The sequence below is a fragment of the Streptomyces sp. NPDC058662 genome (genome assembly GCF_042716255.1).
Taxonomy (GTDB): Bacteria; Actinomycetota; Actinomycetes; order Streptomycetales; family Streptomycetaceae; genus Streptomyces.
Genome location: NZ_JBHXRU010000007.1, coordinates 1 through 24,974, shown reverse-complemented (window position 1 = coordinate 24,974; position 24,974 = coordinate 1). Strand labels below are relative to the sequence as shown.

Annotated in this window: 24 protein-coding genes; 10 read left to right on the top strand and 14 right to left on the bottom strand. The window is 73.1% G+C overall.

Annotated elements, in window-relative coordinates; genetic code table 11:
• Positions 1–321 precede the first annotated feature (321 nt).
• Entirely contained in the window at positions 322–492 is a 171-nt protein-coding gene (locus ACFWUQ_RS04925) for a hypothetical protein (RefSeq protein WP_384532864.1), read from the top strand.
• Positions 493–622: 130 nt separating this feature from the next.
• Here ACFWUQ_RS04925 and ACFWUQ_RS04920 read toward each other — a convergent pair whose 3' ends face one another.
• Both ACFWUQ_RS04920 and codA read right to left on the bottom strand, forming a co-directional pair.
• Positions 623–1,207 carry an HD domain-containing protein gene (locus ACFWUQ_RS04920; RefSeq protein WP_384532862.1) on the bottom strand — a complete coding sequence of 195 codons (585 nt, stop codon included), beginning with the start codon at positions 1,205–1,207 and terminating at the stop codon, positions 623–625.
• Complete coding sequence (gene codA / locus ACFWUQ_RS04915; RefSeq protein ID WP_384532859.1) at positions 1,204–2,547, bottom strand: cytosine deaminase; 1,344 nt, start codon at positions 2,545–2,547, stop codon at positions 1,204–1,206. The genes ACFWUQ_RS04920 and codA overlap by 4 nt, the downstream gene beginning before the upstream one ends.
• Before the next feature lie 100 nt (positions 2,548–2,647).
• Between codA and ACFWUQ_RS04910 the strand changes: the two genes are divergently transcribed.
• On the top strand, positions 2,648–4,486 hold the full coding sequence (locus ACFWUQ_RS04910; protein WP_384532856.1) for a S9 family peptidase: 1,839 nt from the start codon (positions 2,648–2,650) through the stop codon (positions 4,484–4,486).
• 42 nt (positions 4,487–4,528) lie between these two features.
• Positions 4,529–5,392, top strand: coding sequence for an SURF1 family protein (locus ACFWUQ_RS04905; RefSeq protein ID WP_384532853.1), 864 nt, complete (start codon positions 4,529–4,531; stop codon positions 5,390–5,392).
• A gap of 31 nt (positions 5,393–5,423) precedes the next feature.
• Here ACFWUQ_RS04905 and ACFWUQ_RS04900 read toward each other — a convergent pair whose 3' ends face one another.
• From ACFWUQ_RS04900 to ACFWUQ_RS04870, 7 genes are all read right to left on the bottom strand, one after another.
• Entirely contained in the window at positions 5,424–6,524 is a 1,101-nt protein-coding gene (locus ACFWUQ_RS04900; RefSeq protein ID WP_384532851.1) for a hypothetical protein, read from the bottom strand.
• Entirely contained in the window at positions 6,521–7,291 is a 771-nt protein-coding gene (locus ACFWUQ_RS04895) for a SigE family RNA polymerase sigma factor (protein WP_384532849.1), read from the bottom strand. Before ACFWUQ_RS04895 ends, ACFWUQ_RS04900 begins: the two co-directional genes overlap by 4 nt.
• Positions 7,292–7,460: 169 nt before the next feature.
• Positions 7,461–8,534 carry an aspartate-semialdehyde dehydrogenase gene (locus ACFWUQ_RS04890; RefSeq protein WP_384532847.1) on the bottom strand — a complete coding sequence of 358 codons (1,074 nt, stop codon included), beginning with the start codon at positions 8,532–8,534 and terminating at the stop codon, positions 7,461–7,463.
• Positions 8,531–9,805, bottom strand: coding sequence for an aspartate kinase (locus ACFWUQ_RS04885; protein WP_384532845.1), 1,275 nt, complete (start codon positions 9,803–9,805; stop codon positions 8,531–8,533). Before ACFWUQ_RS04885 ends, ACFWUQ_RS04890 begins: the two co-directional genes overlap by 4 nt.
• Before the next feature lie 170 nt (positions 9,806–9,975).
• Positions 9,976–10,623 (bottom strand): DUF5063 domain-containing protein, encoded by a 648-nt coding sequence (locus ACFWUQ_RS04880; RefSeq protein WP_384532842.1) that lies wholly within the window; start codon positions 10,621–10,623, stop codon positions 9,976–9,978.
• A complete protein-coding gene (gene recR, locus ACFWUQ_RS04875) occupies positions 10,616–11,215 on the bottom strand; it encodes a recombination mediator RecR (RefSeq protein WP_073917308.1) in 600 nt (199 codons plus the stop codon). Before recR ends, ACFWUQ_RS04880 begins: the two co-directional genes overlap by 8 nt.
• A gap of 116 nt (positions 11,216–11,331) precedes the next feature.
• Positions 11,332–11,679, bottom strand: a complete 348-nt coding sequence (locus ACFWUQ_RS04870; RefSeq protein WP_384532839.1) for a YbaB/EbfC family nucleoid-associated protein — start codon at positions 11,677–11,679, stop codon at positions 11,332–11,334.
• 275 nt (positions 11,680–11,954) lie between these two features.
• Here ACFWUQ_RS04870 and ACFWUQ_RS04865 point away from each other — a divergent pair, with 275 nt between their 5' ends.
• Positions 11,955–12,704 carry an SLATT domain-containing protein gene (locus ACFWUQ_RS04865; protein WP_384532836.1) on the top strand — a complete coding sequence of 250 codons (750 nt, stop codon included), beginning with the start codon at positions 11,955–11,957 and terminating at the stop codon, positions 12,702–12,704.
• Positions 12,705–13,007: 303 nt separating this feature from the next.
• On the opposite strand, the gene ACFWUQ_RS04860 is transcribed toward ACFWUQ_RS04865, so the two are convergent.
• The 3 genes from ACFWUQ_RS04860 to ACFWUQ_RS04850 form a co-directional block, all read right to left on the bottom strand.
• Complete coding sequence (locus ACFWUQ_RS04860) at positions 13,008–13,658, bottom strand: hypothetical protein (protein WP_384532834.1); 651 nt, start codon at positions 13,656–13,658, stop codon at positions 13,008–13,010.
• A gap of 109 nt (positions 13,659–13,767) precedes the next feature.
• Positions 13,768–14,439 carry a GntR family transcriptional regulator gene (locus ACFWUQ_RS04855; protein WP_384532831.1) on the bottom strand — a complete coding sequence of 224 codons (672 nt, stop codon included), beginning with the start codon at positions 14,437–14,439 and terminating at the stop codon, positions 13,768–13,770.
• A 129-nt stretch (positions 14,440–14,568) separates the two neighbouring features.
• Positions 14,569–15,930 carry an aspartate aminotransferase family protein gene (locus tag ACFWUQ_RS04850; RefSeq protein WP_384532829.1) on the bottom strand — a complete coding sequence of 454 codons (1,362 nt, stop codon included), beginning with the start codon at positions 15,928–15,930 and terminating at the stop codon, positions 14,569–14,571.
• Between the two features lie 204 nt (positions 15,931–16,134).
• Here ACFWUQ_RS04850 and ACFWUQ_RS04845 point away from each other — a divergent pair, with 204 nt between their 5' ends.
• From ACFWUQ_RS04845 to ACFWUQ_RS04825, 5 genes are all read left to right on the top strand, one after another.
• Positions 16,135–16,764 carry a DJ-1/PfpI family protein gene (locus ACFWUQ_RS04845; protein WP_384532826.1) on the top strand — a complete coding sequence of 210 codons (630 nt, stop codon included), beginning with the start codon at positions 16,135–16,137 and terminating at the stop codon, positions 16,762–16,764.
• Positions 16,757–17,338 carry a MarR family winged helix-turn-helix transcriptional regulator gene (locus ACFWUQ_RS04840; protein WP_384532823.1) on the top strand — a complete coding sequence of 194 codons (582 nt, stop codon included), beginning with the start codon at positions 16,757–16,759 and terminating at the stop codon, positions 17,336–17,338. Before ACFWUQ_RS04845 ends, ACFWUQ_RS04840 begins: the two co-directional genes overlap by 8 nt.
• A gap of 110 nt (positions 17,339–17,448) precedes the next feature.
• Positions 17,449–18,777, top strand: coding sequence for a sensor histidine kinase (locus ACFWUQ_RS04835; RefSeq protein WP_384532820.1), 1,329 nt, complete (start codon positions 17,449–17,451; stop codon positions 18,775–18,777).
• On the top strand, positions 18,774–19,433 hold the full coding sequence (locus ACFWUQ_RS04830; RefSeq protein WP_384532817.1) for a response regulator: 660 nt from the start codon (positions 18,774–18,776) through the stop codon (positions 19,431–19,433). Before ACFWUQ_RS04835 ends, ACFWUQ_RS04830 begins: the two co-directional genes overlap by 4 nt.
• Before the next feature lie 65 nt (positions 19,434–19,498).
• Positions 19,499–20,707: a cytochrome P450 gene (locus ACFWUQ_RS04825; protein WP_384532814.1), complete on the top strand. Its 1,209-nt coding sequence runs from the start codon at positions 19,499–19,501 to the stop codon at positions 20,705–20,707.
• Between the two features lie 119 nt (positions 20,708–20,826).
• On the opposite strand, the gene ACFWUQ_RS04820 is transcribed toward ACFWUQ_RS04825, so the two are convergent.
• On the bottom strand, positions 20,827–21,618 hold the full coding sequence (locus tag ACFWUQ_RS04820; RefSeq protein WP_384533071.1) for a diacylglycerol kinase: 792 nt from the start codon (positions 21,616–21,618) through the stop codon (positions 20,827–20,829).
• 184 nt (positions 21,619–21,802) lie between these two features.
• Here ACFWUQ_RS04820 and ACFWUQ_RS04815 point away from each other — a divergent pair, with 184 nt between their 5' ends.
• Entirely contained in the window at positions 21,803–23,086 is a 1,284-nt protein-coding gene (locus ACFWUQ_RS04815) for an adenylosuccinate synthase (protein WP_384532812.1), read from the top strand.
• Positions 23,087–23,135: 49 nt separating this feature from the next.
• Here the strand turns inward: ACFWUQ_RS04815 and ACFWUQ_RS04810 are convergent, their stop codons facing one another.
• Positions 23,136–24,821: a hypothetical protein gene (locus tag ACFWUQ_RS04810; RefSeq protein ID WP_384532811.1), complete on the bottom strand. Its 1,686-nt coding sequence runs from the start codon at positions 24,819–24,821 to the stop codon at positions 23,136–23,138.
• Positions 24,822–24,974 lie beyond the last annotated feature (153 nt).

Genomic DNA, 24,974 nt, shown 5'->3' with positions numbered 1-24,974 from the left:
ACTCGGTCCGGGTCTCGGCGGCGCCACTCCGAGGTCGATCACGCACCCCGGATTCTCCTGACCGCGCTCCGCCAGCACAAACACCGTCCATTACGCGGACATGTCCGTACCGGCCGCGAGCCCGGCGGGTGCGACAGGCACAAAGTACCGCGTCGGAGCCCTTGTGGACCCGGCTCTGTGGCATGGATGTGTCAGATCTCTTTGTGCCACTCGAAATCCGCGACAGGGGGTGCCCCGCCTGGACACGATGGCTGCACGCCGGGACGAACGAACCGGCCAAAACAACAGCCGCTCACGCCGATCCGTAAAGGGCATCCCACCATGCGCCGCAAGCTCGCCTCCCTGGTCCTCGTCACCGCCGCCGCCCTCGCCGTCATCGCCACGAACACCGGGGAGCAGACCGAGCAGCAGTCCACGAACACCGCTGTACTGGCGGATCCGGGCTGGTCGGCCCCGAAGCCGCTGGCGCAGCTGGACCCGGGCTGGTCCTAGTCCACCGGCTGGGCGGCGAAGCCGCGGCACGAGGCTGTTGCAGGGCTTGATCCGCACCGCGGATCGGGCCCTGTCGGCGTTTCGGGCCCGCCGCACCGCGGCGCACACCCGGCGGCACGGGTGTGCCGCCTCACGCGTCCAGCGGGTTGGCCGCGATCCGGGCCGCCGCGCCCCCCGCGACGTAGCGGGCCGCCGCGCACGCGGGCTTGCGCCGCGCCTGGTCCTCCACCAGAGCCAGGAAGGACTCCCCGAAACCGGCCCGCGGGTGGTCGGCCAGCAGGCGGGCCGTGAATTCCGGATCGAACTCGGCGACCCGCAGCCCCGACACGTCCGCGCTGGTACCGACCTGGAGGAGATGGCTCTCGACGTCCTCGGCCGCGGTGACGTCGTCCCGCATGTGCAGCACGATCACTTCCGCGGCGCGGGCCCGGCGGGCGGCCGTCCAGCCCAGGCCCGCCGTCAGGACATTGGCCACGTGCCCGCCCGCCTCCTCGAAGGGCAGGGTGTGGCTGTCGAACGGCGGCGTCAGTCCCAGGTCGTGCAGGAGGGCCGACACGCACAGGAGCTCCGCGTCGTAGACCAGACCGCGGTCGGCCGCGTACCGCGCCCCGAAGGCGTACGAGCGCACGGAGTGGTGGAGCAGCGCCGGGTCCGCGTACTCCGACGCGATGTCGAGGGCGGCCCGGGCGGAGTCGGTGTCCAGTGTCCACGTCATGGGGCCCCAGCGTAGGTGCTGGCGAAGTCGATGTCGGCCGGAGCCTCGCCCGGCCAGGACAGCCTGGTCGGGGCGGGCGGCGTCTCGGCGAGGACGGTGCCGCGCGAGACGACGTACCGGGGCCGCACCTGGCGCCGGATCGCCTCCTCGGCCGAGGGCGCGGGGAGCAGCACGAAGGAGGCGGGCCCGCCCTCGGTGATCCCGTACTCCGTACCGTCCAGGCCGAGCACCCGGGCCGCTCGGTGCGTCACCATCGAGAAGGCGGTCGGGATCTCGGCGGCGCCGGTCAGCTGGGCCGCGTACAGCCCGACCAGGGCGGTCTGGAGCGGGTTGCCGGTGCCCAGCGCGTTCCAGGGGTCCATCACGTCGTCGTGCCCGAAGGCGACGTTCACTCCGGCCGCCAGCATCTCCTTGACCTGGGTGAGGCCGCGCCGCTTGGGATAGGCGTCGAAGCGGCCCTGGAGGGTGAGGTTGGCGAAGGGGTTGGCGACCAGGTTGATGCCCGAACGGGACAGCAGGCGCTGGAGTTTGAAGCTGTACGCGCCGTTGTAGGAGCCCATCGCCGTGGTGTGCGAGGCCGTCGCTCGCCCGCGCAGTCCCGACCGCAGCGCGAGGGCGGCCAGCACTTCCACGAACCGGGACTGCTCGTCGTCGATCTCGTCGCAGTGCGCGTCCACGCGCAGCCCGTGCTCCTCGGCCACCGCGAAGGCGATGCCCAGGGACGCGACCCCGTCCTCGCGGGTGTCCTCGAAGTGCGGGATCGCGCCCACGACGTCCGCGCCCCGGGCCACCGCCGCGCGCAGCAGCGCCTCGCCGTCCGGGTAGGAGACGACGCCCTCCTGCGGGAAGGCCACGATCTGCAGGGTCATGACGTCGCGCACCCGGTCGCGCACCTCCAGCAGCGCGTCGAGCGCGGTGAGGGACGGGTCGGTGATGTCGCAGTGGGTGCGCACGTGCAGGACTCCCTGCGCCGCCTGCCAGCGCAGCACCTCGGTGGCGCGCGCGACCACGTCCTCGCGGGTCAGCGTCGCCTTGCGCTCGCTCCAGCAGGCGATGCCCTCCCACAGCGTGCCGGAGGTGTTGGGCCTCGGGTCGCCGGCCGTCAGGGCCGTGTCGAGGTGGATGTGCGGTTCGACGAACGGGGCGGTGAGCAGGCTGCCGTGCGCCTCGATGAGCACGCCGGTGGCCGGCGGTTCCTTCTGGTCGTCGTGCGCGAGGACCCGGGCGATCCGGCCGTCCTCACCCACCTCGACGTCGGACAGGCCGTCGCGGGCGACGGGCTGCTTCCGGTCGGTCTCCTGGTCGGTCCACAGCCGGGCGCCCCGGACGATCATCCGCATGCCGCCAGCGTACGCACGCGGGGCCCGGCTTCCGGGGAGGCCGTGGGCCGTTGTCCACAGCGCTCGGCATCCCGCCGCCCCGTCCGGCAAGAATGGGGGCATGACGAGCGACAGCGATGCGACCACCGACGAGACGCCCGAACCCCCTGTGACACCCCCCGCCGTGCCCGACTGGGAGAAGAGGTTCCGGGCCCCGCGCGTCGGGCTGCCCGAGTGGGCGCAGGACGCCCCGGACCGCTCGCTCTTCGTGTCCAACGCGACCGGCACCTTCGAGGTCTACGCCTGGGACCGCGCCACCGGCGCGCAGCGGCAGGCCACCGACCGCCCCAGCGGCACCACCGATTGCGCCCTGTCGCCGGACGGCGAGTGGATCTGGTGGTTCTCCGACACCGACGGCGACGAGTTCGGCACCTGGGTCCGCCAGCCCTTCGCGGGCGGCCCCGACGAGCCGGCCGCCCCCGGTCTGGAGCCGGCCTACCCCGCCGGGCTGGCCATCGGCCGGGACGGGACGGCCGTCATCGGGCGCTCCACCGACGAGGACGGCTCCACCCTCCACGTGGTCCGTGCGGACGGCAGCCCGCCCACCGTGGTCTACCGCCACCGCGAGTCCGCGGGGGTCGGCGACCTGTCCCGCGACGGGACGCTGATCGCGGTCGAGCACACCGAGCACGGCGACGCCATGCACTCCTCCCTGCGCGTGCTGACCCTCGACGGCGCGACCGTCGCCGAACTGGACGACACCCGCGGCGGCACCGAGGAACTGGGCCTCGCCGTGCTCGGCTTCGCGCCCGTCCCGGGCGACACCCGGCTGCTGGTCGGCCACCAGCGCCGCGGCCGGTGGGAGCCGATCGTGTGGGACGTGGCCACCGGGGCGCAGGAGGAGCTCGCGATCGACCTGCCCGGCGAGGTCCAGGCCGAGTGGTACCCGGACGGCGGCGCGCTGCTGCTCTCCCACACCTTCGAGGCGCGCGGCGAGCTGTGGCGCTACGACCTGGCCGCGCGGGAGTGCGTACGGCTGGACACACCGCCCGGGTCGGTGGTGGAGGCGACGCCGCGGCCCGACGGGACGGTGGAGTACACCTGGTCCTCGGCCGCCGAACCGCAGACCGTGCGGTCCACCGCGGGCGGGATCGTCCTGGACCCGCCCGGCGCCAAGGCGCCCGGCTCGGTACCGGTGGAGGACGTGTGGGTGGACGGCCCGGGCGGGCGCGTGCACGCGCTCGCGCAGCGGCCCGTGGGCCACGGCGACGGCCCCTTCCCGACGATCTTCGAGATCCACGGCGGTCCCGCCTGGCACGACAGCGACACCTTCGCCGCGACCCCGGCGGCCTGGCTGGACCACGGCTTCGCGGTGGTCCGGGTCAACTACCGCGGCTCGACCGGGTACGGCCGGGCGTGGACGGACGCGCTCAAGCACCGGATCGGCCTGATCGAGCTGGAGGACATCGCGGCCGTCCGCGACTGGGCCGTCTCCCACGGCCTCGCGGACCCGGCGCGGCTGGTGCTGTCGGGCTCCTCGTGGGGCGGCTACCTGACCCTGCTGGGCCTGGGCACGCAGCCCGAGGCCTGGGCCGTGGGGCTGGCCTCCGTACCGGTCGCGGACTACGTGGCCTCGTACGAGGACGAGATGGAGGGGCTGAAGGCCCTGGACCGCACCCTCTTCGGCGGCACGCCGCAGGAGGTCCCGGAGCTGTGGGAGGCGTCCTCGCCGCTGACGTACGTGGACCGGGTGGTGGCCCCCGTCCACATCGCGGCGGGCGTGAACGACCCGCGCTGCCCCATCCGGCAGATCGACAACTACGTCGACCGGCTGGCGGCGCGCGGGGCGGTCCACGAGGTCTACCGCTACGACGCCGGCCACGGCTCGCTGGTGGTGGAGGAGCGCATCAAGCAGATCCGGATGGACCTGGAGTTCGCCCTCAAGCACCTTCCGCGCTGACCCGGGACACATGAACCGGTGCACCCCCCGTACGGTGGTGGGGTGCACCGGTTTCTCCTGACCCCGCGCTGGTGGGGGATCAACGTCTTCGTCGCGCTCGCCGTCCCCTTCTGCCTGTTCATGGGCTCCTGGCAGCTCGGCCGCTTCGAGGACCGCGTCGACAGCCACAAGGAGGCGACGTCCGCGCGCCCGGCCGACCGGGCCGCCGCGCCGCTGGACTCCCTCCTCCCGGTGGACAAGGAGACGTCCGGGCGGCTCGCCTCCGTCGCCGGCGTGTACGGCGAGCAGCTGCTGGTGCCCGAGCGGCGCCTCGACGGCGAGTCCGGCTTCTACGTGCTGACCGTGCTGCGGACCGACTCCGGCAAGGCCGTCCCGGTGGTCCGGGGCTGGCTGCCGGGTGCGGCGGACGCCGCGAGGGCGCCGGCCGCGCCGACCGGCCGGGTCGAGGTCACCGGGGCCCTGCAGGCGTCGGAGAACTCCGGCACCAAGGGGGTGCGCGCGGTGGGCGGCCTGCCGGCCGGGCAGCTCGGGGTGATCGGGGCCGCCTCGCTCGTCAACATCGTCCCGTACGACCTGTACGACGCCTGGCTGACCGTGCAGACCCCGGCGGACGGGATGGTTCCGGTGCCGGCCCGGGCCCCGAACAACACGGGCCTCGACCTCAAGGCCTTCCAGAACCTCGGCTACACCGGCGAGTGGTTCGTCTTCGTCGCGTTCCTGCTCTTCATGTGGTTCCGGCTCTACCGGCGCGAGGTGGAGACCCTGCGCGACACGGAGGCGGGCCTGCTCCCGGACGCGACCGGTCCGGCCGGATCGGACGCTCCCACCGCCTCGGATGCTCCCGCCGGATCGGACACGGCCACCGCCTCGGAAGCCCCCGCCGCGTCCGCCGCCCCCCGGGCCTGACCGGGCACCCCCGCCGGGGTGCCCCGCCCGGTCACGGCGCGGCGGCGTCCAGCGGGATGGTGCCCGTCCGGTAGACCGTTCCACCGCAGGCCGCAAGAATCGTCGTCCGGGTCGTCGGCGCGCCCGCCCCGGGGGTGTGCGACACCGCCACCCCGGCCGGTTCCGCGGGCGTACCGGACACCGGCGGCTCGGCGGCCCGGCCCGCGTCCCCGTCCGGTCCCGACGGCGTGCCCGAGACGCCGTCCGCCGGCTTCGAACCCGTCCCGCCGGCCGTCGTCTCCGCCGGGCACGGCTGCCCCGACGGCACCCACGCGAAGCGCACCTCGTACGCCGTACGGGGCGGGAGCACGAGCACCGGCGCCGCCGCCGACGGGTCGGGGAGCAGCCCGCTCGCCGGATCGCCCGCCGTGTGGCCGACCACGGGGACGGCGGAGCCGGGGCCGGGAACGGCCGCCGTCACCGCGGCCGCCGTCACCGTGTCCGGACCGGAGAGCGCGCAGCCCCGCGCCGACACGTTCGTGACCGTGAAGCTGCCGTAGACCTTGCCGTCCGCCTCCGGCACACGGGCCGACCCCACCACGCCCAGCTGGTCCGCGCCGCATCCCGGCACGCCCGGCACCGACAGCGGCGGCAGCGGGCCCGGCGCGGCCACCGCGCCGGACGGGCCGGCCGTGGTCCCGGTGCTCGACGGCCCGGCCGTCGTACCGCCGGCCGGGGCGGAGCTGCTCGCCGCCGGCTGGGGCTGCCCGGCGGTGCCGCCCGCGTCGGGCGTACCGGACCGGGTGGACCTGGGCGGGAGCCCGTGGCCGTTCTGGTGCGGGTCGGAGGGGTCCGCGCCCGGCCTGGCGCCGGGCCGGTCGTGCCCGGCCATGGCCGGCCGGTGGGTGGCGGCTCCCTCGGAGCCCATCAGGTTCATGTGCACGGCAGCCGGGACCGCCGTACCGGCGAGCAGCGCGACCGCCGCGGCCCCCACGAGGGCCTGGCGCCTGCGGGTCCGCCGCACCGGGACCGCGTACCGCAGCCGCTCCAGGGCGCCGTCGGCGGGCCGGATGCCCTCTACGGCGCCGCGCAGCATGCCCCGCAGCGCTTCCTCGTCGCTCGCCCCGCCCCGCGGAGTGTGGTCGTCCATCATGATTGCGCAGCCTCCATCGCCACCCGCAGCGCGGCAATACCCCGCGATCCGTACGCCTTCACCGAGCCGAGCGATATGCCCAGCGTCTCGGCGACCTGGGCCTCCGTCATGTCCGCGAAGTAGCGCAGGACGAGCACTTCGCGCTGGCGGCGCTGGATACCGCGCATCGCCTTGATCAGGTCGTCGCGTTCCAGCTGGTCGTACGCGCCCTCCTCGGCGCTCGCCATGTCCGGCATCGGCTTCGACAGCAGCTTGAGGCCGAGGATGCGGCGGCGCAGGGCGGACCGCGAGAGGTTGACGACGGTCTGCCTCAGGTACGCCAGCGTCTTCTCGCGGTCCCGGACCCGGCTCCGGGCCGAGTGCACGCGGATGAACGCCTCCTGGACGACGTCCTCGCAGGACGCGGTGTCGTCGAGGAGCAGGGCGGCCAGCCCCAGCAGCGAGCGGTAGTGGGCCTGGTAGGTCTCGGTGAGGTGGTCGACCGTGGTTCCGGCCACCACGTCCGCCGCTGCCCCGCTCCCCGCCCCGGCCACCGCCCCGGACGGCACGGCGACGCTGCCGGGATCCGCCTCGGCGCCGTCGCGCGGCGCGGGCACGCGGCCGCTCCGGGGCGGTACCGCGGCCCGTACGGGGACCTCGGAGGGCCCCGCGGGAGGGACGGGCACGATCACGTGAAGACCGCCGCCGGGCGTGCGGGGGATCCGGCGCGACGGAGCGATCCCGGAGCGCGCCGGTAGGACGGCGATGTCGAGCAGTGCCTCTGCCACGCCTGTAGGACACGCGTCCCCCCGTCAGGGTTGTACGCGCGCGGCAACCTCACCCGCGAAATCCCCATTGCCCTCATGCGTACCCGCTCTTCCCGATTGCCCCGTCCATCGAGACGGCGGTCGGGCCATCACCTTGATCAAGGGATCCGCACTGATCCTACAAAGCGAATTACGCAAATTCATCTGCGATCAGTTCGGCGATCTGCGCGGCATTCAGGGCCGCGCCCTTGCGGAGATTGTCGGCGCACACGAAGAACTCCAGGGCGTGCCCGTCGTCGAGTGAGGACCGGACCCGTCCCACCCAGGCCGGATCCGTACCGGCGGCGTCCACCGGGGTCGGGAACTCCCCCGCCGCCGGGTCGTCCACGAGGACCACGCCGGGGGCCGCGTCCAGGATCTCCCGCGCGTGCGCGGCGTCCACGGCGTTCTCGAACCGGGCCCGCACCGTCAGCGAATGCCCCGTCAGCACCGGGACCTGCACGCAGGTCACGGAGACCGGCAGCCGCTCCAGCTGCAGGATCCGGCGGGTCTGCGCCCGTACGGCCAGCTCGTGCGAGGACCAGCCGCCGTCGCGCAACTCGCCGGACCACGGTACGACGTTGAGCGCGAGCGGCGCCGCGAAGGGCCCGGTGTCCTCGCCCACCGCCCGGCGCACGTCGCCGGGCTGCTCCCCCAGGGCGGTGCCGGCGACGAGGGACAGCTGGCGGCGCAGCGCCTCCGCGCCGGCCCGGCCGGCGGCGCCGGCGGCCTGGTACGAGGAGACGGACAGCTCGGCCAGCGAGTACTCGGCGTGCAGCGCGCCCACGGCCGCGATCATCGCGGCGGTCACGCAGTCCGGGCCCGCGACGATCCCGCGCGGCCGGACCCGTAGGGCATGGCCGTTGACCTCGGGCACCACCAGCGGCACCTCCGGGTCCTCCCGGAAGGCGGCCGACTGGTCCACGACGACGGCGCCGCGCGCGGTGACGGCGGGAGCCCACCGGGCCGAGACCTCGGCCGGGGTCGTGAAGAGTGCGATGTCGCCCGGACCGAAGCCGTGGAAGACGTCCTCGGTGAGGGCGGTCACCTCGGTCTCCACCCCGCGGACGGCCAGCACGCGGCCGGCCGAGCGCGCGGAGGCGATCAGGCGTATGTCGCCCCAGACGTCCTTGCGCTGGGACAGGATCTGGAGCAGGACGGTACCGACGGCTCCGGTCGCCCCGACCACGGCGAGCGCCGGGCCGGGGGACCGGGGCGCGGTCATCGTCCGGTGCCTCCGTAGACGACGGCCTCGTCGCTGTCGGAGTCGAGGCCGAAGGCCGTGTGCACGGCGCGGACGGCCTCGTTGACATCGTCCTGGCGGGTCACGACCGAGATGCGGATCTCGGAGGTGGAGATCAGCTCGATGTTGACGCCCGCGTCGGACAGCGCCTGGAAGAAGGAGGCGGTGACGCCCGGGTTGGTCTTCATGCCCGCGCCGACCAGGGAGATCTTGCCGATCTGGTCGTCGTAGCGCAGGGACTCGAAACCGATCGCGCCCTTCGCCTTCTCCAGGGCGTCGATGGCCTTGTGGCCCTCGGTCTTGGGGAGCGTGAAGGAGATGTCGGTGAGGCCCGTCGAGGCCGCCGACACGTTCTGCACGATCATGTCGATGTTGACCTCGGCGTCCGCGATGGCGCGGAAGATCGCCGCGGCCTCGCCCGGCTTGTCCGGAACGCCGACGACCGTGATCTTGGCTTCGGAGACGTCGTGAGCGACTCCGGAGATGATGGCGTGCTCCACCTGCTCGTCCCCTTGCGGATTCTCGTTGCTGACCCACGTGCCCGGAAGTCCCGAGAAGGACGAGCGGACGTGGATCGGGATGTCGTATCGGCGTGCGTACTCGACACAGCGGTGCAGCAGCACCTTGGAACCGGAGGCGGCGAGCTCCAGCATGTCCTCGGAGGAGATCCAGTCGATCTTCCGGGCCTTCTTCACCACGCGCGGGTCGGCGGTGAACACGCCGTCCACGTCGGTGTAGATCTCGCACACCTCGGCGTCCAGCGCCGCGGCGAGCGCGACGGCGGTGGTGTCCGAGCCGCCGCGGCCGAGGGTGGTGATGTCCTTGGAGTCCGCGGACACGCCCTGGAAGCCGGCGACGATGGCGATGTTGCCCTCGTCCAGCGCGGTGCGGATACGGCCCGGCGTGACATCGATGATGCGCGCTTTGTTGTGGACCGAGTCGGTGATCACACCTGCCTGGCTACCGGTGAACGACTGGGCCTCGTGGCCCAGGTTTTTGATCGCCATGGCCAGCAGGGCCATGGAGATCCGCTCTCCCGCCGTCAGCAGCATGTCGAATTCGCGCCCGGCAGGCATCGGCGACACCTGCTCGGCGAGATCGATCAGCTCGTCCGTCGTGTCGCCCATCGCGGAAACCACGACGACCACCTGGTGGCCGTTCTTCTTGGCGTCCACGATCCGCTGGGCGACCCGCTTGATGCCCTCGGCATCGGCTACGGAGGAGCCTCCGTACTTCTGCACGACAAGGCCCACGTGCGCTCCTCGCTCAGTCCGTATCATTGCTGGTGCAGTGTAACGAGCAGCCGCGATCCGACCGCTTCGTACCACATCATGAGACGAAACGATCAACGGATGGGTTCCCTCGGGGAGCGGCCGATTAGGGCCGCGCCGAGGGGCGTCGGGCCACGCTCACAGGGCCGGGCCTACGGGCGTCCCAGGCGGCCGAGCTCCTCGGCCATCACCTGTCCGGCCTGCTCGGCGAGCTCGTCCTCCGTCAGGTCCTCGTCCGTGTCCAGGCCGTCCAGGGCCGCCAGCGGCTGGTCCAGCCGCACGTGGGCCACCAGCGACTGCAGGGCGCGCAGGGTCGCCGAGGCCGTCGGCCCCCAGTTGGTGAAGTACGAGAACTGCCACCACCACAGCGCCTCGGTCGTCCGGCCGGCCCGGTAGTGGGCGAGCCCGTGCCGCAGGTCCGCCACCACGTCGGCCAGGTCGTCGGAGATCCGGTGCGCGACCGGGGCCTTGCGCGGCTCGTAGGGGTCGAAGACCTCCGAGTACACGTCGACCGGCTCCAGCATCAGCGCGAACCGCTCGCGCAGGTCGTCCACGTCCGGCTCAGGGCCGAGGTCCGGCTCGTAGCGCTCGTCGGGCAGTACGTCCTGGTACGCGCCCAGCCGCCCGCCCGCCAGCAGCAGCTGCGACACCTCCAGGAGGAGGAAGGGCACCGCGCTGTCCGGGTCCTCGCCCTTGGCCACCTCGGTGACCGCGACGATGAAGGACTCGATCTGGTCCGCGATCTGGACGGCGAAGTCGTCCGGGTCCTGGCCCAAGGCGTGCAGCGTTGCGTCAGACATCGAGAAGTCGCCTTCCTTCAAAGGCCCGCCCGAGCGTGACCTCGTCCGCGTACTCCAGATCTCCCCCGACGGGGAGCCCGCTGGCCAGGCGGGTGACCTTGAGGCCCATGGGCTTGATCATGCGGGCGAGGTACGTGGCGGTCGCCTCGCCCTCCAGGTTCGGGTCGGTGGCGAGGATCAGCTCGGTCACCTCGCCGTCCGCCAGGCGCGTCAGCAGCTCGCGGATGCGCAGGTCGTCCGGGCCCACGCCCTCGATCGGGCTGATGGCGCCGCCGAGGACGTGGTACTTCCCCCGGAACTCGCGCGTCCGCTCGATGGCGACGACGTCCTTGGGCTCCTCGACGACGCAGATGACCGTGGTGTCGCGGCGGGGGTCGCGGCAGATCCCGCACCGCTCCTCCTGCGCCACGTTCCCGCACACCGCGCAGAACCGGACCTTGTCCTTGACCTCCAACAGCGCGTGCGCGAGGCGGCGGACGTCGGTGGGCTCGGCCTGCAGGATGTGGAAGGCGATCCGCTGCGCGCTCTTGGGCCCGACGCCGGGCAGCCTGCCCAGTTCGTCGATCAGGTCCTGGACCACGCCTTCGTACAACGGACTGCCTTCTTTCGGTACGGGTCACCACGGTCACCGCGGGGTCCCTGCGGGTCTTGCGGGTCTTGCGGGTCTTGCGGGTCTTGCCGGAACTACGGGACTACGGGAACCACGGGCTAGAACGGCAGGCCGGGGATGCCGGTGCCCCCGCCGCCCAGGCCCTGGGCCAGCGGGCCCAGCTTCTGCTGCTGGAGCGCCTGGGCATTCTCGTTGGCCGCCTGGACCGCCGCCACCACCAGGTCGGCGAGGGTCTCGGTGTCGTCCGGGTCCACCGCCTTCGGGTCGATGACCAGCGCGAGCAGTTCACCGGAACCGGTCACGGTCGCCTTGACCAGACCGCCCCCGGCCTGGCCCTCGACCTCGGTGCGCGCGAGCTCCTCCTGAGCGGCCGCGAGATCCTGCTGCATCTTCTGGGCCTGCTGGAGCAGCTGCTGCATGTTGGGCTGGCCACCACCGGGAATCACAGGGCACTCACTCCATACGTAGAACCGGACGCCGGACCTCGCGGTCCGCTTGGTCAATCCGAGCCTACGTGCTCCCCGGGCGCGGCGCCCTACGCCGTGAGGACCAACTCTTTCGAGTGAGAGTCGAGGCGTACGCGTACCTGATGGAGACCTCCTTGCGGGCGGAAATCCCGGGATTCGTCGTCCAGCCGGCGTCATTCGAAGGTAGGAAGAGCATGCGCACCATTGCGCACACGCGCACCACCACACGTCAGCGCAGGCAGAGGGAGTGCCGGGTGAGCCAGCCGGAGATGCAGCCCGAGGGGCCACCCCGGGACCCCCGGGAGGGGGAGGGCAGCGGGCCGACGGCACCGGGCGATCTGACCGGCCTGCCGTTCCCCCTGGGGGACTGGGGCGAGCCCGCCGAGCGGCTCGACGAGCTGTACCGGCGCGTCGAGGCCGATGCGCTGCGCACCGCCGAGTGGTATCTGGCCGACCGGACCCGCAAGCGTCGGGGCGCGCGCGTCCTGCGGGTCTGCGCGGCCGCGGGCGCCGTCACGGGCGCCGCGATGCCGCTCCTGGAGCTGACGGGCTCGGTGTCGAACGCCTCGGCGTACGGGTACCTGGCGCTGCTGCTGGGCGCGGCCGCGCTGGCCTGCGACCGGTTCTTCGGGCTCACGTCCGGCTGGATGCGGAACGTGGCGACGGCGCAGGCGGTGCAGCGCCGCCTCCAGACGCTGCAGTTCGACTGGGCGTCGGAGAACGTGCGGGAGGTGCTGGGGCCCACCGAGGGCACGGCGAGCGAGGCCGCCGAGCGCTGTCTGACCGTGCTGCGGCGCTTCTCCGAGGACGTCACGGACCTGGTGCGCTCGGAGACGGCGGACTGGATGGTGGAATTCCGCTCCGGCCCCGCCCCGCTGGCCATGCAGTCACTGGGCGCCCCCGCCCCCCGCACGGACGCGGGCATCCCCCCGGCCCGCTTCCCGATGCCCCCGGGCACCCGCCCGAACATGCCCCGCCAACGCCCCCCGGAACAACCCCGCTGACCACACCCCCCAGCCCCGCCGCCACACCCCCAGCCCCGCCGCCGCTTGAGGCGAACGCGAAGCGCCACCCCCAGCCCCGCCACCTCCAGCCCCGCCGGCGTTTGAGGCGCGGCGCGAAGCGCCGTAGGGGGTCCGGGGCGGAGCTACGCCCCCAGCCCCGCCGGCGTTTGAGGCGCGGGCGCGGAGCGCCGTTGAGGGGTCCGGGGCGGAGCCCCCGGGAAACGGAGAAAGGGCGGGGCGGGGACCAGCTCCGCGCAGCGGCACCCCGCACCCCGCACCCGGCACCGGCCCCACCCCCCGGCCCTAGCTGAAGATGATCATCGACCCCTGCCCAAGACTCCGCGTAGCCGCCGCATGCAGCCCCAGCCACACATGCCGCTCCCGAGCGAACGGACTGTCGTCGTACGGAATCGGCCCGGCCGGCTCCTCCAGCGACGTCGGCCGCCCCGGCGGCGCCGGCGCGGCCGGCGGATTCCCCGGGTCTATCCCGATCGCCGGCGCGACGAACGCCAGCTCCCGGAGCAGCCCCTGCGCGGACCCCAGCGGCCCGCCCCCGCCCAGCAGCTCCTCGTTCGCCAGCGGAACAGGGAAGTCCACCGGCACGTAGGCTCCCGCGTGGTCGTAGTGCCACACCAGGTGCGACTGCTGCGCCGTGGACTCGAACATCTCCAGCAGCTGCTCGTAGTCCCCGCCCAGCTCGTCCACCGGGGTCACCGGCAGGCCGCAGATCTGCAGCAGGTACGCCCGCCGCAGGAAGTGCAGGGCGTCGTAGTCGAAGCCGGCGACCGGGGCGACGTCCCCGCTCAGACCGGGCATGTACTGGAACACCGGCACGGACGGCAGTCCGGCCTCGCCCAGCGCCTTGTCGTACGAGGCGATCTCTTCCGCGAACGGGTTGTCGGGGCTGTGGCACAGCACGTCGACAAGGGGGACCAGCCACAGGTCACAGGCCACGCGGACTCCGATCAGTCGATGCCGCCGATCCGGCCAGCGTAGTGCTCCGGACACGCTCCGCGAAGGGTTGCGCAGAACCCGGCCCGCGCGCGGGAGCGGCCGCCCGCCCTCACCCCCGCAGCCGCGCGGCCCAGTCCAGCCCGTGCTGGTTGTACTCCGCCACCAGCCGCCGCGCCAGGTCGATGTCCGCCAGCGTCACCGCGTCCACCAGCTCCCGGTGCCCGTCCCACAGCGCCGCCCGCAGCTGCGGTTCCCGCTGGAGGTGGGGCACCGCGAAGGCCCAGCACTGCACCCGGACGCGGTGCAGGAAGTCGGAGATGTAGCTGTTGCCGACCAGGCCGCTCAGCTCGCGCCAGAACCGCAGGTCGTAGCCGATCAGCACTTCGAGCGAACCGCTGCGCGCCGCCCGCCGCGCCTCCTCGGCCCGGCGCCGCACCGACACCAGCATCTCGCCCGCGCCCGGCACGGTGCCGCGCTCGGCGACCCGGCGGAAGATCCCGTCCACGACGAGCGAGCGGGCCTCGACCATGCCCCGGAAGTCGTCCACGGAGAAGGCGCGGACGCGAAAGCCCCGGTGCTGGACCAGGTCCAGCAGGCCCTGGGCGGAGAGGTCCACCAGCGCCTCGCGCACCGGGGTCGCGGAGACCCCGTACTGCTCGGCGATCTGCTTGACCGTGAACTCGGTCCCCGGCGGCAGCCGTCCCGCCAGCACCTCGTCGCGCAGCGCGTCCGCGATCTGCTGGCGGAGGGTGTTGCGGGTGACAGCGCCGCTGCCTGGCATAGGGGTCCGTCTCCTGTCGTACGACTCCGGACACCATAGGCCAGACAGCAAGGCCGAAACCGATCGGTTCATGGCCGATATACGGACGTACGGCCCGTTACCCGGACGGGAACGGGCCGTGGCCCGCCGTCAGCCGGCGGTGGTGTGCCGGTCGGCCGCGTACAGCGCCTCGTCGAGCAGGGCCAGGCCCTCCTTGGCCTCCGCCTCCGTGATCGTGCAGGGGGGGACGACGTGCGTACGGTTCATGTTGACGAAGGGCCACAGGCCGGAGGCCTTGCAGGCGGCCGCGAATTCGGCCATCGGCGTGTTCGCCGCGCCGGAGGCGTTGTACGGGACGAGCGGCTCGCGCGTCTCCTTGTCCCGTACGAGCTCCAGCGCCCAGAACGCACCGAGGCCGCGCACCTCGCCGACCGAGGGGTGGCGCTCGGCGATCTCGGCGAGGGCCGGGCCGAGCACGTTCTCGCCGAGGTGGGCGGCGTGCTCCACGACGCCCTCCTCCTCCATCGCGTTGATCGTCGCGACGGCGGCGGCGCAGGCCAGGGGGTGACCGGAGTACGTCAGCCCGCCGGGGTAGGGGCGCGTGGCGAAGGTCTCGGCGATGGCGCCGGAGATCGCGACACCGCCGAGCGGCACGTAACCGCTGTTCACGCCCTTGGCGAAGGTGATCAGGTCGGGGGTGACGCCCCAGTGGTCGGCGGCGAACCACGCGCCGGTGCGGCCGAAGCCGGACATCACCTCGTCCAGGACGAAGACGATGCCGTGGCGGTCGCAGAGCTCGCGCACGCCAGCGAGGTAGCCGGCGGGCGGCGTCATGATCCCGGCGGTGCCGGGCACGCTTTCGAGGATGATCGCCGCGATGGTCTGCGGGCCCTCGAAGGCGATGGTGTCGGCGAGGTGGGTGAGGGCGCGGGCGCACTCCTCGGCCTCGGTGGCGGCGTGGAAGGCGGAGCGGTAGAGGTAGGGCCCCCAGAAGTGCACGACACCGGCGGCCGCCGTGTCGGAGGGCCAGCGGCGCGGGTCGCCGGTCAGATTGATGGCCGCGGCGGTGGCCCCGTGGTACGAGCGGTAGGTGGACAGCACCTTCTGCCGTCCGGTGTGCAGCCGCGCCATGCGGACGGCGTTCTCGACAGCCTCGGCGCCGCCGTTGGTGAAGAAGATCTTGTCCAGGTCGCCGGGGGTCCGCTCGGCGATGAGGCGTGCGGCCTCGGAGCGGACGTCGACCGCGAAGCCGGGCGCGAGGGTGCAGAGCCGGGCCGCCTGCTCCTGGACGGCGGCGACGACCTTGGGGTGCTGGTGGCCGATGTTGGTGTTGACCAGCTGGGAGGAGAAGTCCAGGAAGCGGTTCCCGTCGTAGTCCCAGAAGTACGACCCCTCGGCCCCGGCGACGGCCAGCGGATCGATCAGGGCCTGGGCGGACCAGGAGTGGAAGACATGCTTCCGGTCGGCGTCCTTGACTGCGACAAGGGTGTGCGGGGTGACATGAGGGGTCATGTCGCCACGCTAGAAGTGCGCAGGTCGGGAGGGATATCGGCGGACTGTATGCGGGTGGGGGGCCGGTCTCGGCAATCTGTCCGCCCGTGGCGCCGGAGCCGCAGCCGAACCCCCGAGCATCGACAGACCCTGACAGACATTGACAGCACACTCCCACAATGACAGGATTCTGTCATAGATACTCGGCTCCTGGAGGCGACCACCATGAACGAGACCCCGCGCAAGCCCGTGCACCTCGCCGTCTACGACACCTTCGCGGACTGGGAGACCGGCCACACCACCGCGCACCTCACCCAGCGCGGACACGGGATCCGTACGGTCGGCCCGGTCGCGGGAGCGCCCGTCACCACCATGGGCGGCGTCCGCGTCCAGCCCGACCTGGCCCTCGCCGACCTCCGCCCCGAGGACTCCGCGCTCCTGATCCTCACCGGCGCCTCGCTCTGGGACACCGGCGACGCACTGGCGCCCTTCGCGGCGAAGGCGCGGCAGTTCCTGGACGCCGGGGTCCCGGTCGCCGCGATCTGCGGCGCGACCGCCGGCCTCGCCCGCGAGGGCCTGCTGAACGACCGCGCCCACACCAGCGGCGCCTCCTTCTACCTGGCGCCGCAGCCCGGCTACACAGGCGCCGAGCACTACGTCGAGGCCGACGCGGTCACGGACGGCGACCTGATCACGGCGGGTCCGACGGAACCGGTGGCTTTCGCCCGCGAGGTCTTCGCCCGCCTGGGCGTGTACAAGCCGGACGTCCTGGACGCCTGGTACCGCCTCTTCCACGACTCGGACGCGAGCGCGTACCCGATTCTGATGGCGGCGGCGGAGGCCGGCGATGCCTGAGCACACCGAAGCGGACGGCCCCGGTCGGGCGGCCGGCGGGGCGAAAGGTCCGGACGGGCCGGCGCCCCGCACGGCGCAGCGGCCGGACGGGACGCCCGACTCGGCGGAGCCCGGCGTCCCGCTGCCGCTCCGCGCCCGGCAGGAACTGCTGAGCCGCACCGCGCTCGGGGTGTTCCGGCTCAACGGCCAGTTCCTCGCCCTCTCGGAGGAGCTGGCCCGGCCGGCGGGCCTGACGGCGGCGTGGTGGCAGGTACTGGGCGCGGTGCTGAGGGAACCGCTGCCCGTGGCGGGCATCGCCCGCAGCATGGGCATCACGCGCCAGAGCGTCCAGCGCGTCGCGGACCTCCTGGCCGCGAAGGGCCTCGCGGAGTACGTCCCCAACCCGGCCCACCGGCGGGCGAAGCTCCTGCGCCCCACGGAGGCCGGGCTCGCGGCCGTCTCCCGCATCACTCCGGGCCACGCCGCCGCGGCCACCCGCCTCGCGGACGAACTGGGCGACGCGGCCCTCGCCGAAACGGTCCGCGTCCTCGACCGGCTGTCCGAGACCCTGGACGCCCTGTCGGGACCGGTCTGATCCGCCCGACGGGCTACTGGGGCGGGCCGGGGTAGTACTTGAGGGGGAGGCCCGGAAATCCCCATCAGCGGCGACGCGGACCGGGCGGGCGCGCACCTACGGTTGCGGACATGAGAGAGACGACCGCCGGGGGGACAGCCCGGCCGCCTGAGTTCCGACTGGCCACGGGACTGCTCCAGAGCCTTCGCGACGACCTGGTCACCGACGCCTTCGCGTACCGGCCGCTGCCACCCCTGGGTACCGACGGCCCGGTGGTGCGGCGGCTGCCGAAGCCGGTGCGCCCGAAGCTGGCGTTCCTGCCGCATGCGACGGTGGGCTTCCTCGCCCTGGTGACGCTGATCACCGCTGTGGTCAACAGCCGGTCGGACTCCGGTTTCAACCTGCTGCTGGGGCTCCTGGCGGCGACACCGGTGCTGATGACGCTGGTGCGGCCCTGCGGGGCGTTCTGGTTGATGCTGGGCCTGACCGCGCCGTTGTCCGTGCTGCAGGACACGGGCTTCACCTGGCCCTGGGGGCCCGCCACCTTCTTCCCCCACCTGGTCGTCGTCGCCGTGGTGGCCCTGCGCAGCCGGCCCCGGGCGGCCCTGTGGCTGTGGCTGATCACCATGGCGTTCGGGGCGGCGATGACCGTCGTGGTGGGCCGGTCCGTGGAGCTCGGGCCGATGGCCTTCCTCTCCGGCCTCGTCCTGCTGGCGGTCAGCATCCGCACCGTGCGCGAGCAGGGACGGCGCAAGGTCACCGCCCAGCTGGAGGTCACGGCCGTCGAGCGGGACCGGCGGACGCTGCTGGAGGAGCGGACCACGATCGCGCGGGAGCTGCACGACGTGGTCGCGCACCACATGTCGGTGGTGGCCATCCAGGCGGAGGCCGCGCCGTACCGGGTGAAGAATCCGCCGCCGGAGCTGGAGGCCGCCTTCGTCACCATCCGGGAGAACGCGGTGGCCGCTCTGACGGAGCTGCGCCGGGTGCTGGGGGTGGTGCGCTCCGCGGACTACGAGGCCCCGGACGCCCCGCAGCCGACGCTGGCCTCGCTCGACGGGCTGCTGGCCAACGTGCGGGAGGCCGGACTGCCCGTGGACAAGACGGTGACGGGCGCGGTGCGGGAGCTGCCGCAGGGTGTGGAGCTGTCGGCGTACCGGATCATCCAGGAGGCGCTGAGCAACACGCTGCGGCACGCGCCCGGCGCGCGGGCCGGTGTGGAGGTCTCGTACGTACTGGGCGGCCTGGGTGTCCGCGTCGTCAACGAGGCGGCGACCGGGGATGCGCGGCCCTCACCGGGCGCCGGGCACGGCATCACCGGCATGCGGGAACGGGTGGCCATGCTGGAGGGCGAGATGACGGCCGGGGAGACGGCGGACGGAGGGTACGAGGTGGCGGTGTTCATACCGGTACGCGGCCGCCCCGAGCCGGCCGGCGAGCCCGCGCAGGACGCGGCATGACGATCAGGGTCCTGATCGTCGACGACCAGATGATGGTCCGCGAGGGCTTCTCCGTCCTGCTCAACGCCATGGAGGGCATCGAGGTGGCCGGCGAGGCCGTCGACGGCCGGCAGGCCGTCGCGCAGGTCGCGGCGCTGCGCCCGGACGTGGTGCTGATGGACATCCGGATGCCGGTGATGAACGGCCTGGACGCGACGCGGGAGATCGTGGCCGCCGACACGGACGCGAAGGTCCTGGTCCTCACGACCTTCGACCTCGACGAGTACGTCTACCAGGCCCTGCGGGCCGGGGCCTCCGGGTTCCTGTTGAAGGACGCGTCGGCCCGGCAGTTGGCGGACGGGGTGCGGGTGGTGGCGGCCGGGGAGGCGCTGCTGGCCCCGTCGGTGACCAAGCGTCTGATCGCGGAGTTCTCCAAGCTCTCCGAGGCGCCCAGGCTGGCCGACCCGGCGGGGGTGGGGGAGTTGACGGAGCGGGAGACGGAGGTGCTGGTGCTCATCGCGCAGGGGCTGTCCAACGCGGAGATAGCGGACCGCCTGGTCGTCGCGGAGTCCACGGTCAAGACCCATGTGAGCCGCGTGCTGGTGAAGCTGGGCCTGCGGGACCGCACGCAGGCCGCGGTGTTCGCCTACGAGACCCGCCTGGTGCGCCCGTCCTGACGCCGCCGGCTCCCGCGCCCCGCGCGACTCCCGCCGGGGCGACGGACAGCCCTTAGGCTGCCGGGATGGGCTTTGATCCGTGGGATGCCGCGTTCGTCGCCGATCCGTACCCGGCCTACCGGGAGTTGCGGGAGCGGGGGCGGGCGGTGTGGTGGGAGGCCACCGGGCAGTGGCTGGTGCCGCACTACGCCGATGTGAGCGCGCTGCTGCGCGACCGGCGGCTGGGGCGGACCTACCTGCACCGCTTCACGCACGAGGAGTTCGGGCGCACGGCTCCCCCGCCGGAGCACGAGCCCTTCCACGTCCTCAACGGGAACGGCCTGCTGGACCTGGAGGACCCCGCGCACGCGCGGGTGCGGCGGCTCGTCGCCAAGGCCTTCACCCCGCGGACCGTGGAGCGCCTGGTGCCCGCCGTGCGGCGGATGGCGGGGGAGCTGGTGGGGAGCCTGCTCGCCGAGGGCGGCGGGGACCTGCTCACCGCCCTCGCCGAACCGCTGCCGGTGGCCGTGATCGCCGAGCTGCTGGGGGTGCCGGAGGCGGACCGCGCGCTGCTGCGGCCCTGGTCCGCGGAGATCTGCGGCATGTTCGAACTGCGGCCGGACGAGGAGACGGCCCGGCGTGCGGTGCGCGCGAGCATCGACTTCAGCGCGTACCTGCGGGACCTGATCGCCGAGCGCCGCACGCGCCCCGGCGATGACCTGGTCTCGGGGCTGATCGCCGCGCACGACGAGGACGGCCGGCTCACGGAGCAGGAGATGATCTCCACCTGTGTGCTGCTGCTGAACGCCGGCCACGAGGCCACGGTCAACACCACCGCGAACGGCTGGTGGACCCTGCTGCGGCACCCGGATCAGCTCGCGGCTCTCCGCAGGCGCCGCGATCCCGAGAACTTGTCCACAGCTGTGGATGAACTCCTGCGGTACGACACACCGCTCCAGATGTTCGAACGCTGGGTGCTCGACGACATCCGGATCGGTGACACGACCGTGCCGCGCGGGGCGGAGGTGGCGCTGCTCTTCGGGTCCGCGAACCGCGACCCCGCCCGGTTCGACGCTCCCGACACGCTGGACCTGCTGCGGGCCGACAACCCGCACCTGACCTTCGGCGCGGGCATCCACTACTGCCTGGGAGCGCCCCTGGCGCGGCGGGAGCTGGAGGCCTCCTTCGGAGCGCTGCTGGCCGAGGGGGTGCCGCCGCTGCGGCTCGTGGAGGAGCCGCGGTGGCGGGACGGGTACGTGATCCGGGGGCTGGAAGAACTGCTGGTGGAGTTCTAGGGCACGGCGTCCGGGCGGCCGCGGCCGCCGCGGCCGCCGCGGCCCCGGCTGTACGGGACGGCCGGCGCGGCCCGGGCTGTACGGGACGGCCGGCGGCCCGGCCGCCGCGCCCGGCCCGGTCAGTGCGGGACGGTCAGGGTCCAGGCCGAGGGGCGCAGGGTCCAGGTGCGGCGGCGGACCGGGCCGGCCACCGCCGCGTCGGCGCGGTAGCGGAAGTCCGCCCCCGACACCGTCACCGTCTTCGCCCGCGCCGTCACCGCCGTCGCGCCCCGCCGGACCACCACCTCCGCCGGCCCGCCGTCGTCCCGCGTGCGCACCAGGACGTCCGCCACCGGCCGGTCCACGTCCGCCAGCACCACCCCGTCCGCCTCCACCCGCAGCCGGTGGGGCCCGCCGCCGGCGGGCCCCACCAGGGTCCGTACCAGCGAGCGGTACGCGCTCCACACGGACGGCGCGGCCGCCGAGCGCACCGGCGGGATCCGCAGCGCCCCCAGCACCACCCCGTCGCTGTCGTCGACCAGCAGGTCGCAGACCCGGACCGACCCGTCGAGCACCGCCCGCGCCGCCGAGACGGCCGACAGCGGCACGCCGAGCGACCGCGCGAGCCCCAAGGACCCCGCGTGACCCACCGGCACCAGCGCCAGGGCGCCCTCCCCCAGCCCCCGCTCCCGGTGCAGCAGCCCCACGGCCCGCACCAGGGCCCGGTCGTCGCCGACGATCACCGGCTGCCGATGGCCCCGGCGGGCGAGCGCCCGCGCGAATTCCTCCTGCGAATCCGGGAGGCAGATTTTCGCCGCCGCTCCCGCTGACAACACATCCTTCGCGATTCGCACGGACTCGCCGTCAAGACGGCGGGCGACCGGGTCGACGAGCACGAGCAGGCCGCCTACCGGCGCGCCCGCGTGGCTCATGGTGGGCTCTGGAGCCGACACCTCGGTCCTTCCTCGGGTAGCATCTTTGTGCAAGAGGCCCTTGCGCTATTGCGCCAGGGCCTTCGTCTATTCCGGGGCACCGGTCCGACGGCTCAGCCTGCGGTGTACATCGTCGTACGCCCCCTGGCCTTGGACATGCCCCATCCGGAAGAGGTGTACGCCTGTGCCCGCTCTTGTGCTGCTCGGAGCTCAGTGGGGTGACGAGGGCAAGGGAAAGGCCACCGACCTGCTCGGTGGATCCGTTGACTATGTAGTGCGCTACCAGGGTGGCAACAACGCCGGCCACACGGTCGTCGTCGGCGACCAGAAGTACGCGCTGCACCTTCTCCCTTCCGGCATCCTCTCCCCCGGATGCACCCCGGTCATCGGTAACGGTGTCGTCGTGGACCCGGCCGTCCTGCTCTCCGAGCTGCGCGGCCTCAACGAGCGCGGCATCGACACCTCCAAGCTGCTCCTCAGCGGCAACGCGCACCTGATCACGCCGTACAACGTCACCCTCGACAAGGTCGGCGAGCGCTTCCTCGGCAAGCGCAAGATCGGTACGACCGGCCGCGGCATCGGACCGACCTACGCGGACAAGATCAACCGCATCGGTATCCGCGTCCAGGACCTGTACGACGAGTCGATCCTCACCCAGAAGGTCGAAGCGGCGCTGGAGGGCAAGAACCAGCTCCTCGCGAAGCTCTACAACCGCCGCGCGATCGACGCCGCCCAGATCGTCGAGGAGATGCTCCAGTACGCGGAGCAGATCAAGCCGTACGTCGCCGACACCACCCTGATCCTCAACGACGCGCTGGACGAGGACAAGGTCGTGCTCTTCGAGGGCGGCCAGGGCACCCTGCTCGACGTCGACCACGGCACGTACCCCTTCGTCACCTCGTCGAACCCGACCGCGGGCGGCGCCTGCACCGGTACCGGTGTCGGCCCGACCAAGATCAGCCGCGTCATCGGCATCCTGAAGGCCTACACCACGCGTGTGGGTGCGGGCCCGTTCCCGACCGAGCTGTTCGACCAGGACGGCGAGGACCTGCGCCGTATCGGCGGCGAGCGCGGTGTGACCACCGGCCGCGACCGCCGCTGCGGCTGGTTCGACGCTCCGATCGCACGCTACGCCACCCGGGTGAACGGTCTGACCGACTTCTTCCTCACCAAGCTGGACGTGCTGACCGGCTGGGAGCAGATCCCGGTCTGCGTCGCGTACGAGATCGACGGCAAGCGCGTCGAGGAGCTCCCGTACTCGCAGTCGGACTTCCACCACGCCAAGCCGATCTACGAGTACTTCCCCGGCTGGTCCGAGGACATCACCAAGGCCAAGACCTTCGACGAGCTCCCGGCGAACGCCCGGGCGTACGTCAAGGCCCTGGAGGAGATGTCGGGCGCCCCGATCTCCGCGATCGGCGTCGGCCCCGGCCGCACCGAGACCATCGAGATCAACTCCTTCCTGTAAGCGGGAGCGGTCGCGAGGGGCGGTGCGCTGCGGCGCGCCGCCCCTTCGGCTACTTCGTCTCGTAGTAGCCGAAGATGTCGACGACCAGGTCGGTGTCGTCCCAGCCCTGGTTCCAGAAGTCGACGACCCCGTGGTCCCCGGAGCTCGCCTGCACGAGGTTCGCGACGGTCGCGCCCGCCGTCCAGTTCAGGGCCGAGGACACGGGCCGCTCGGGCGCGGCGCCCGTGCCGTTCTCGTTCTCGTCCCACGAGTTCGGGTCCGGGGAGACCGACAGGAAGCCCGCGCCCCGGGTGTGGGTGACCGTCGCGTTCAGCACGTACCCGGCGATGCCCGCCTCGTCGGGAGAGACGCCCAGGTAGGCGTAGGTACGAGCGCGCAACGGGCCCTTCCTCCAGTCCGGGGAGCGGGTGTCGAGCAGCCGGGCCGGGGCGAGCGGCATGTAGGCGGCGTTGCTGTCGGGGCTGTAGTAGCCGACCACGTCGACGACGACGTCGGTCGCGTCCCAGCCCCCGTTGCGGATGCTGACCTTCCCGTCGGCGCCGATCGGCACGATCACCGAGTTCGCCACGGTCCGGCCCGCCTCGTAGTTCACGTTGGACGTGCGCGGCAGCTGCCCGCCGCTCGGGTAGGCGGTCAGGTGGCCGGCGTCCCTGGGACCGGTGGCGGTCACGTTCAGGGCCACGGCGGTGGCCCCGGCCGGGATGGAGGCCTCGCCGCGGATGCGGAGGTCGAAGGAGGCGTACCCGGCGACCGGGCCCCGGGCCGTACCGGTGCCCGAGCGGGTGTCGGCGAGGCGGACCGGGTCCAGCGGGACGTAACCGGCGGCCGCGGTGCGCGTGTAGTAGCCCGTGACGTCGGCGATCAGGTCGACCTGCTCCCAGCCGCCGTTGTACAGCTCCACGTACCCGTCCTCGCCCACCGGCACGACGACCAGGTTCGGGACGGTCCGGCCGGCGGTGTAGTTGACGTTCGAGGTGGTCGGCCGCTCGTACCCTCGGCCCGGGAAGACGGTTACGTGTCCGGGCGTACGGGTGTTGGTGACCGTGACGTTGAGGGCCACGGCGGTGACCCCGGCCGGGATTCCGGCGTTGCCCGCGACCCTCACCCGCGCCGAGGAGTAGGCGCCGACCATGCCCTGCGGCGCGCCGGTGCCGTCGCGGGTGTCGAGGAGCCGGGTGGGGGCGTGCGGGGTGAAGTCGGATCCGGGTGTCACGTACGGGAGCGAGTTGACGGCCCGGACGTTGTGGGCGGCGTCGGTCACGGTGACGGCGACCGTGTACGGCCCGGTCCTCGCGTACACGTGACGGTGCTTCAGCGTGGTCGAGCCGGAGGCGGTGGCCCGGTCCTGCGTCCCGTCGCCCCAGTCGACGACGACGTCGAGCGCGGTGTCCTCGCTGGTGATCCAGGACTCCAGCGACAGTCCGTGGGCGGTGCCCGCGGAGGCGCCGAGCTGGATCTCCAGGCCCTGGTTCCCGCCGGCCGCCGACGCCCGCGGGGCGACGGCCGTGCCGCGGGCCGCGGGCAGGGCGCTGCGGACGGTGCGGTCGCCGGGGCTGGTGAAGGTCCGCACGTTCGCCGCGCGCGCCTGCGCCAGGCCCGTCACGGGAGCGGCCGTCCCACGGGCCGCGCCCTCGGCCGGATCGGCGCCCTGCGCGGCGCCGGGTACGAGGGCGACGCCGAGGCCCACACCCGCCGCGACCAGGACAGCGGACATCACGAGTCGGCGGTTGCGCACCGGCCCCCCAGGTTCCCTCGGTGTGCGAACGAGTTCGAAGCCCGCTCAGGGTACCGACCGAAACGCGCCAGATCTACGCTCTTCCCCGGCCAATGGAAGGGGGGCGCCCCGGGACCGGCGGGGAGCCCGGCCCCGGGCGCCGGGGGACAACAC

Coding starts and splice junctions, on each gene's coding strand:
- ACFWUQ_RS04925 (WP_384532864.1), top strand. CDS start 322: ATGCGCCGCAAGCTCGCCTCCCTGGTCCTCGTCACCGCCGCCGCCCTC.
- ACFWUQ_RS04920 (WP_384532862.1), bottom strand. CDS start 1,207: ATGACGTGGACACTGGACACCGACTCCGCCCGGGCCGCCCTCGACATC.
- codA (WP_384532859.1), bottom strand. CDS start 2,547: ATGCGGATGATCGTCCGGGGCGCCCGGCTGTGGACCGACCAGGAGACC.
- ACFWUQ_RS04910 (WP_384532856.1), top strand. CDS start 2,648: ATGACGAGCGACAGCGATGCGACCACCGACGAGACGCCCGAACCCCCT.
- ACFWUQ_RS04900 (WP_384532851.1), bottom strand. CDS start 6,524: ATGATGGACGACCACACTCCGCGGGGCGGGGCGAGCGACGAGGAAGCG.
- ACFWUQ_RS04890 (WP_384532847.1), bottom strand. CDS start 8,534: ATGACCGCGCCCCGGTCCCCCGGCCCGGCGCTCGCCGTGGTCGGGGCG.
- ACFWUQ_RS04880 (WP_384532842.1), bottom strand. CDS start 10,623: ATGTCTGACGCAACGCTGCACGCCTTGGGCCAGGACCCGGACGACTTC.
- ACFWUQ_RS04855 (WP_384532831.1), bottom strand. CDS start 14,439: ATGCCAGGCAGCGGCGCTGTCACCCGCAACACCCTCCGCCAGCAGATC.
- ACFWUQ_RS04850 (WP_384532829.1), bottom strand. CDS start 15,930: ATGACCCCTCATGTCACCCCGCACACCCTTGTCGCAGTCAAGGACGCC.
- ACFWUQ_RS04845 (WP_384532826.1), top strand. CDS start 16,135: ATGAACGAGACCCCGCGCAAGCCCGTGCACCTCGCCGTCTACGACACC.
- ACFWUQ_RS04840 (WP_384532823.1), top strand. CDS start 16,757: ATGCCTGAGCACACCGAAGCGGACGGCCCCGGTCGGGCGGCCGGCGGG.
- ACFWUQ_RS04835 (WP_384532820.1), top strand. CDS start 17,449: ATGAGAGAGACGACCGCCGGGGGGACAGCCCGGCCGCCTGAGTTCCGA.
- ACFWUQ_RS04830 (WP_384532817.1), top strand. CDS start 18,774: ATGACGATCAGGGTCCTGATCGTCGACGACCAGATGATGGTCCGCGAG.
- ACFWUQ_RS04825 (WP_384532814.1), top strand. CDS start 19,499: ATGGGCTTTGATCCGTGGGATGCCGCGTTCGTCGCCGATCCGTACCCG.
- ACFWUQ_RS04820 (WP_384533071.1), bottom strand. CDS start 21,618: ATGAGCCACGCGGGCGCGCCGGTAGGCGGCCTGCTCGTGCTCGTCGAC.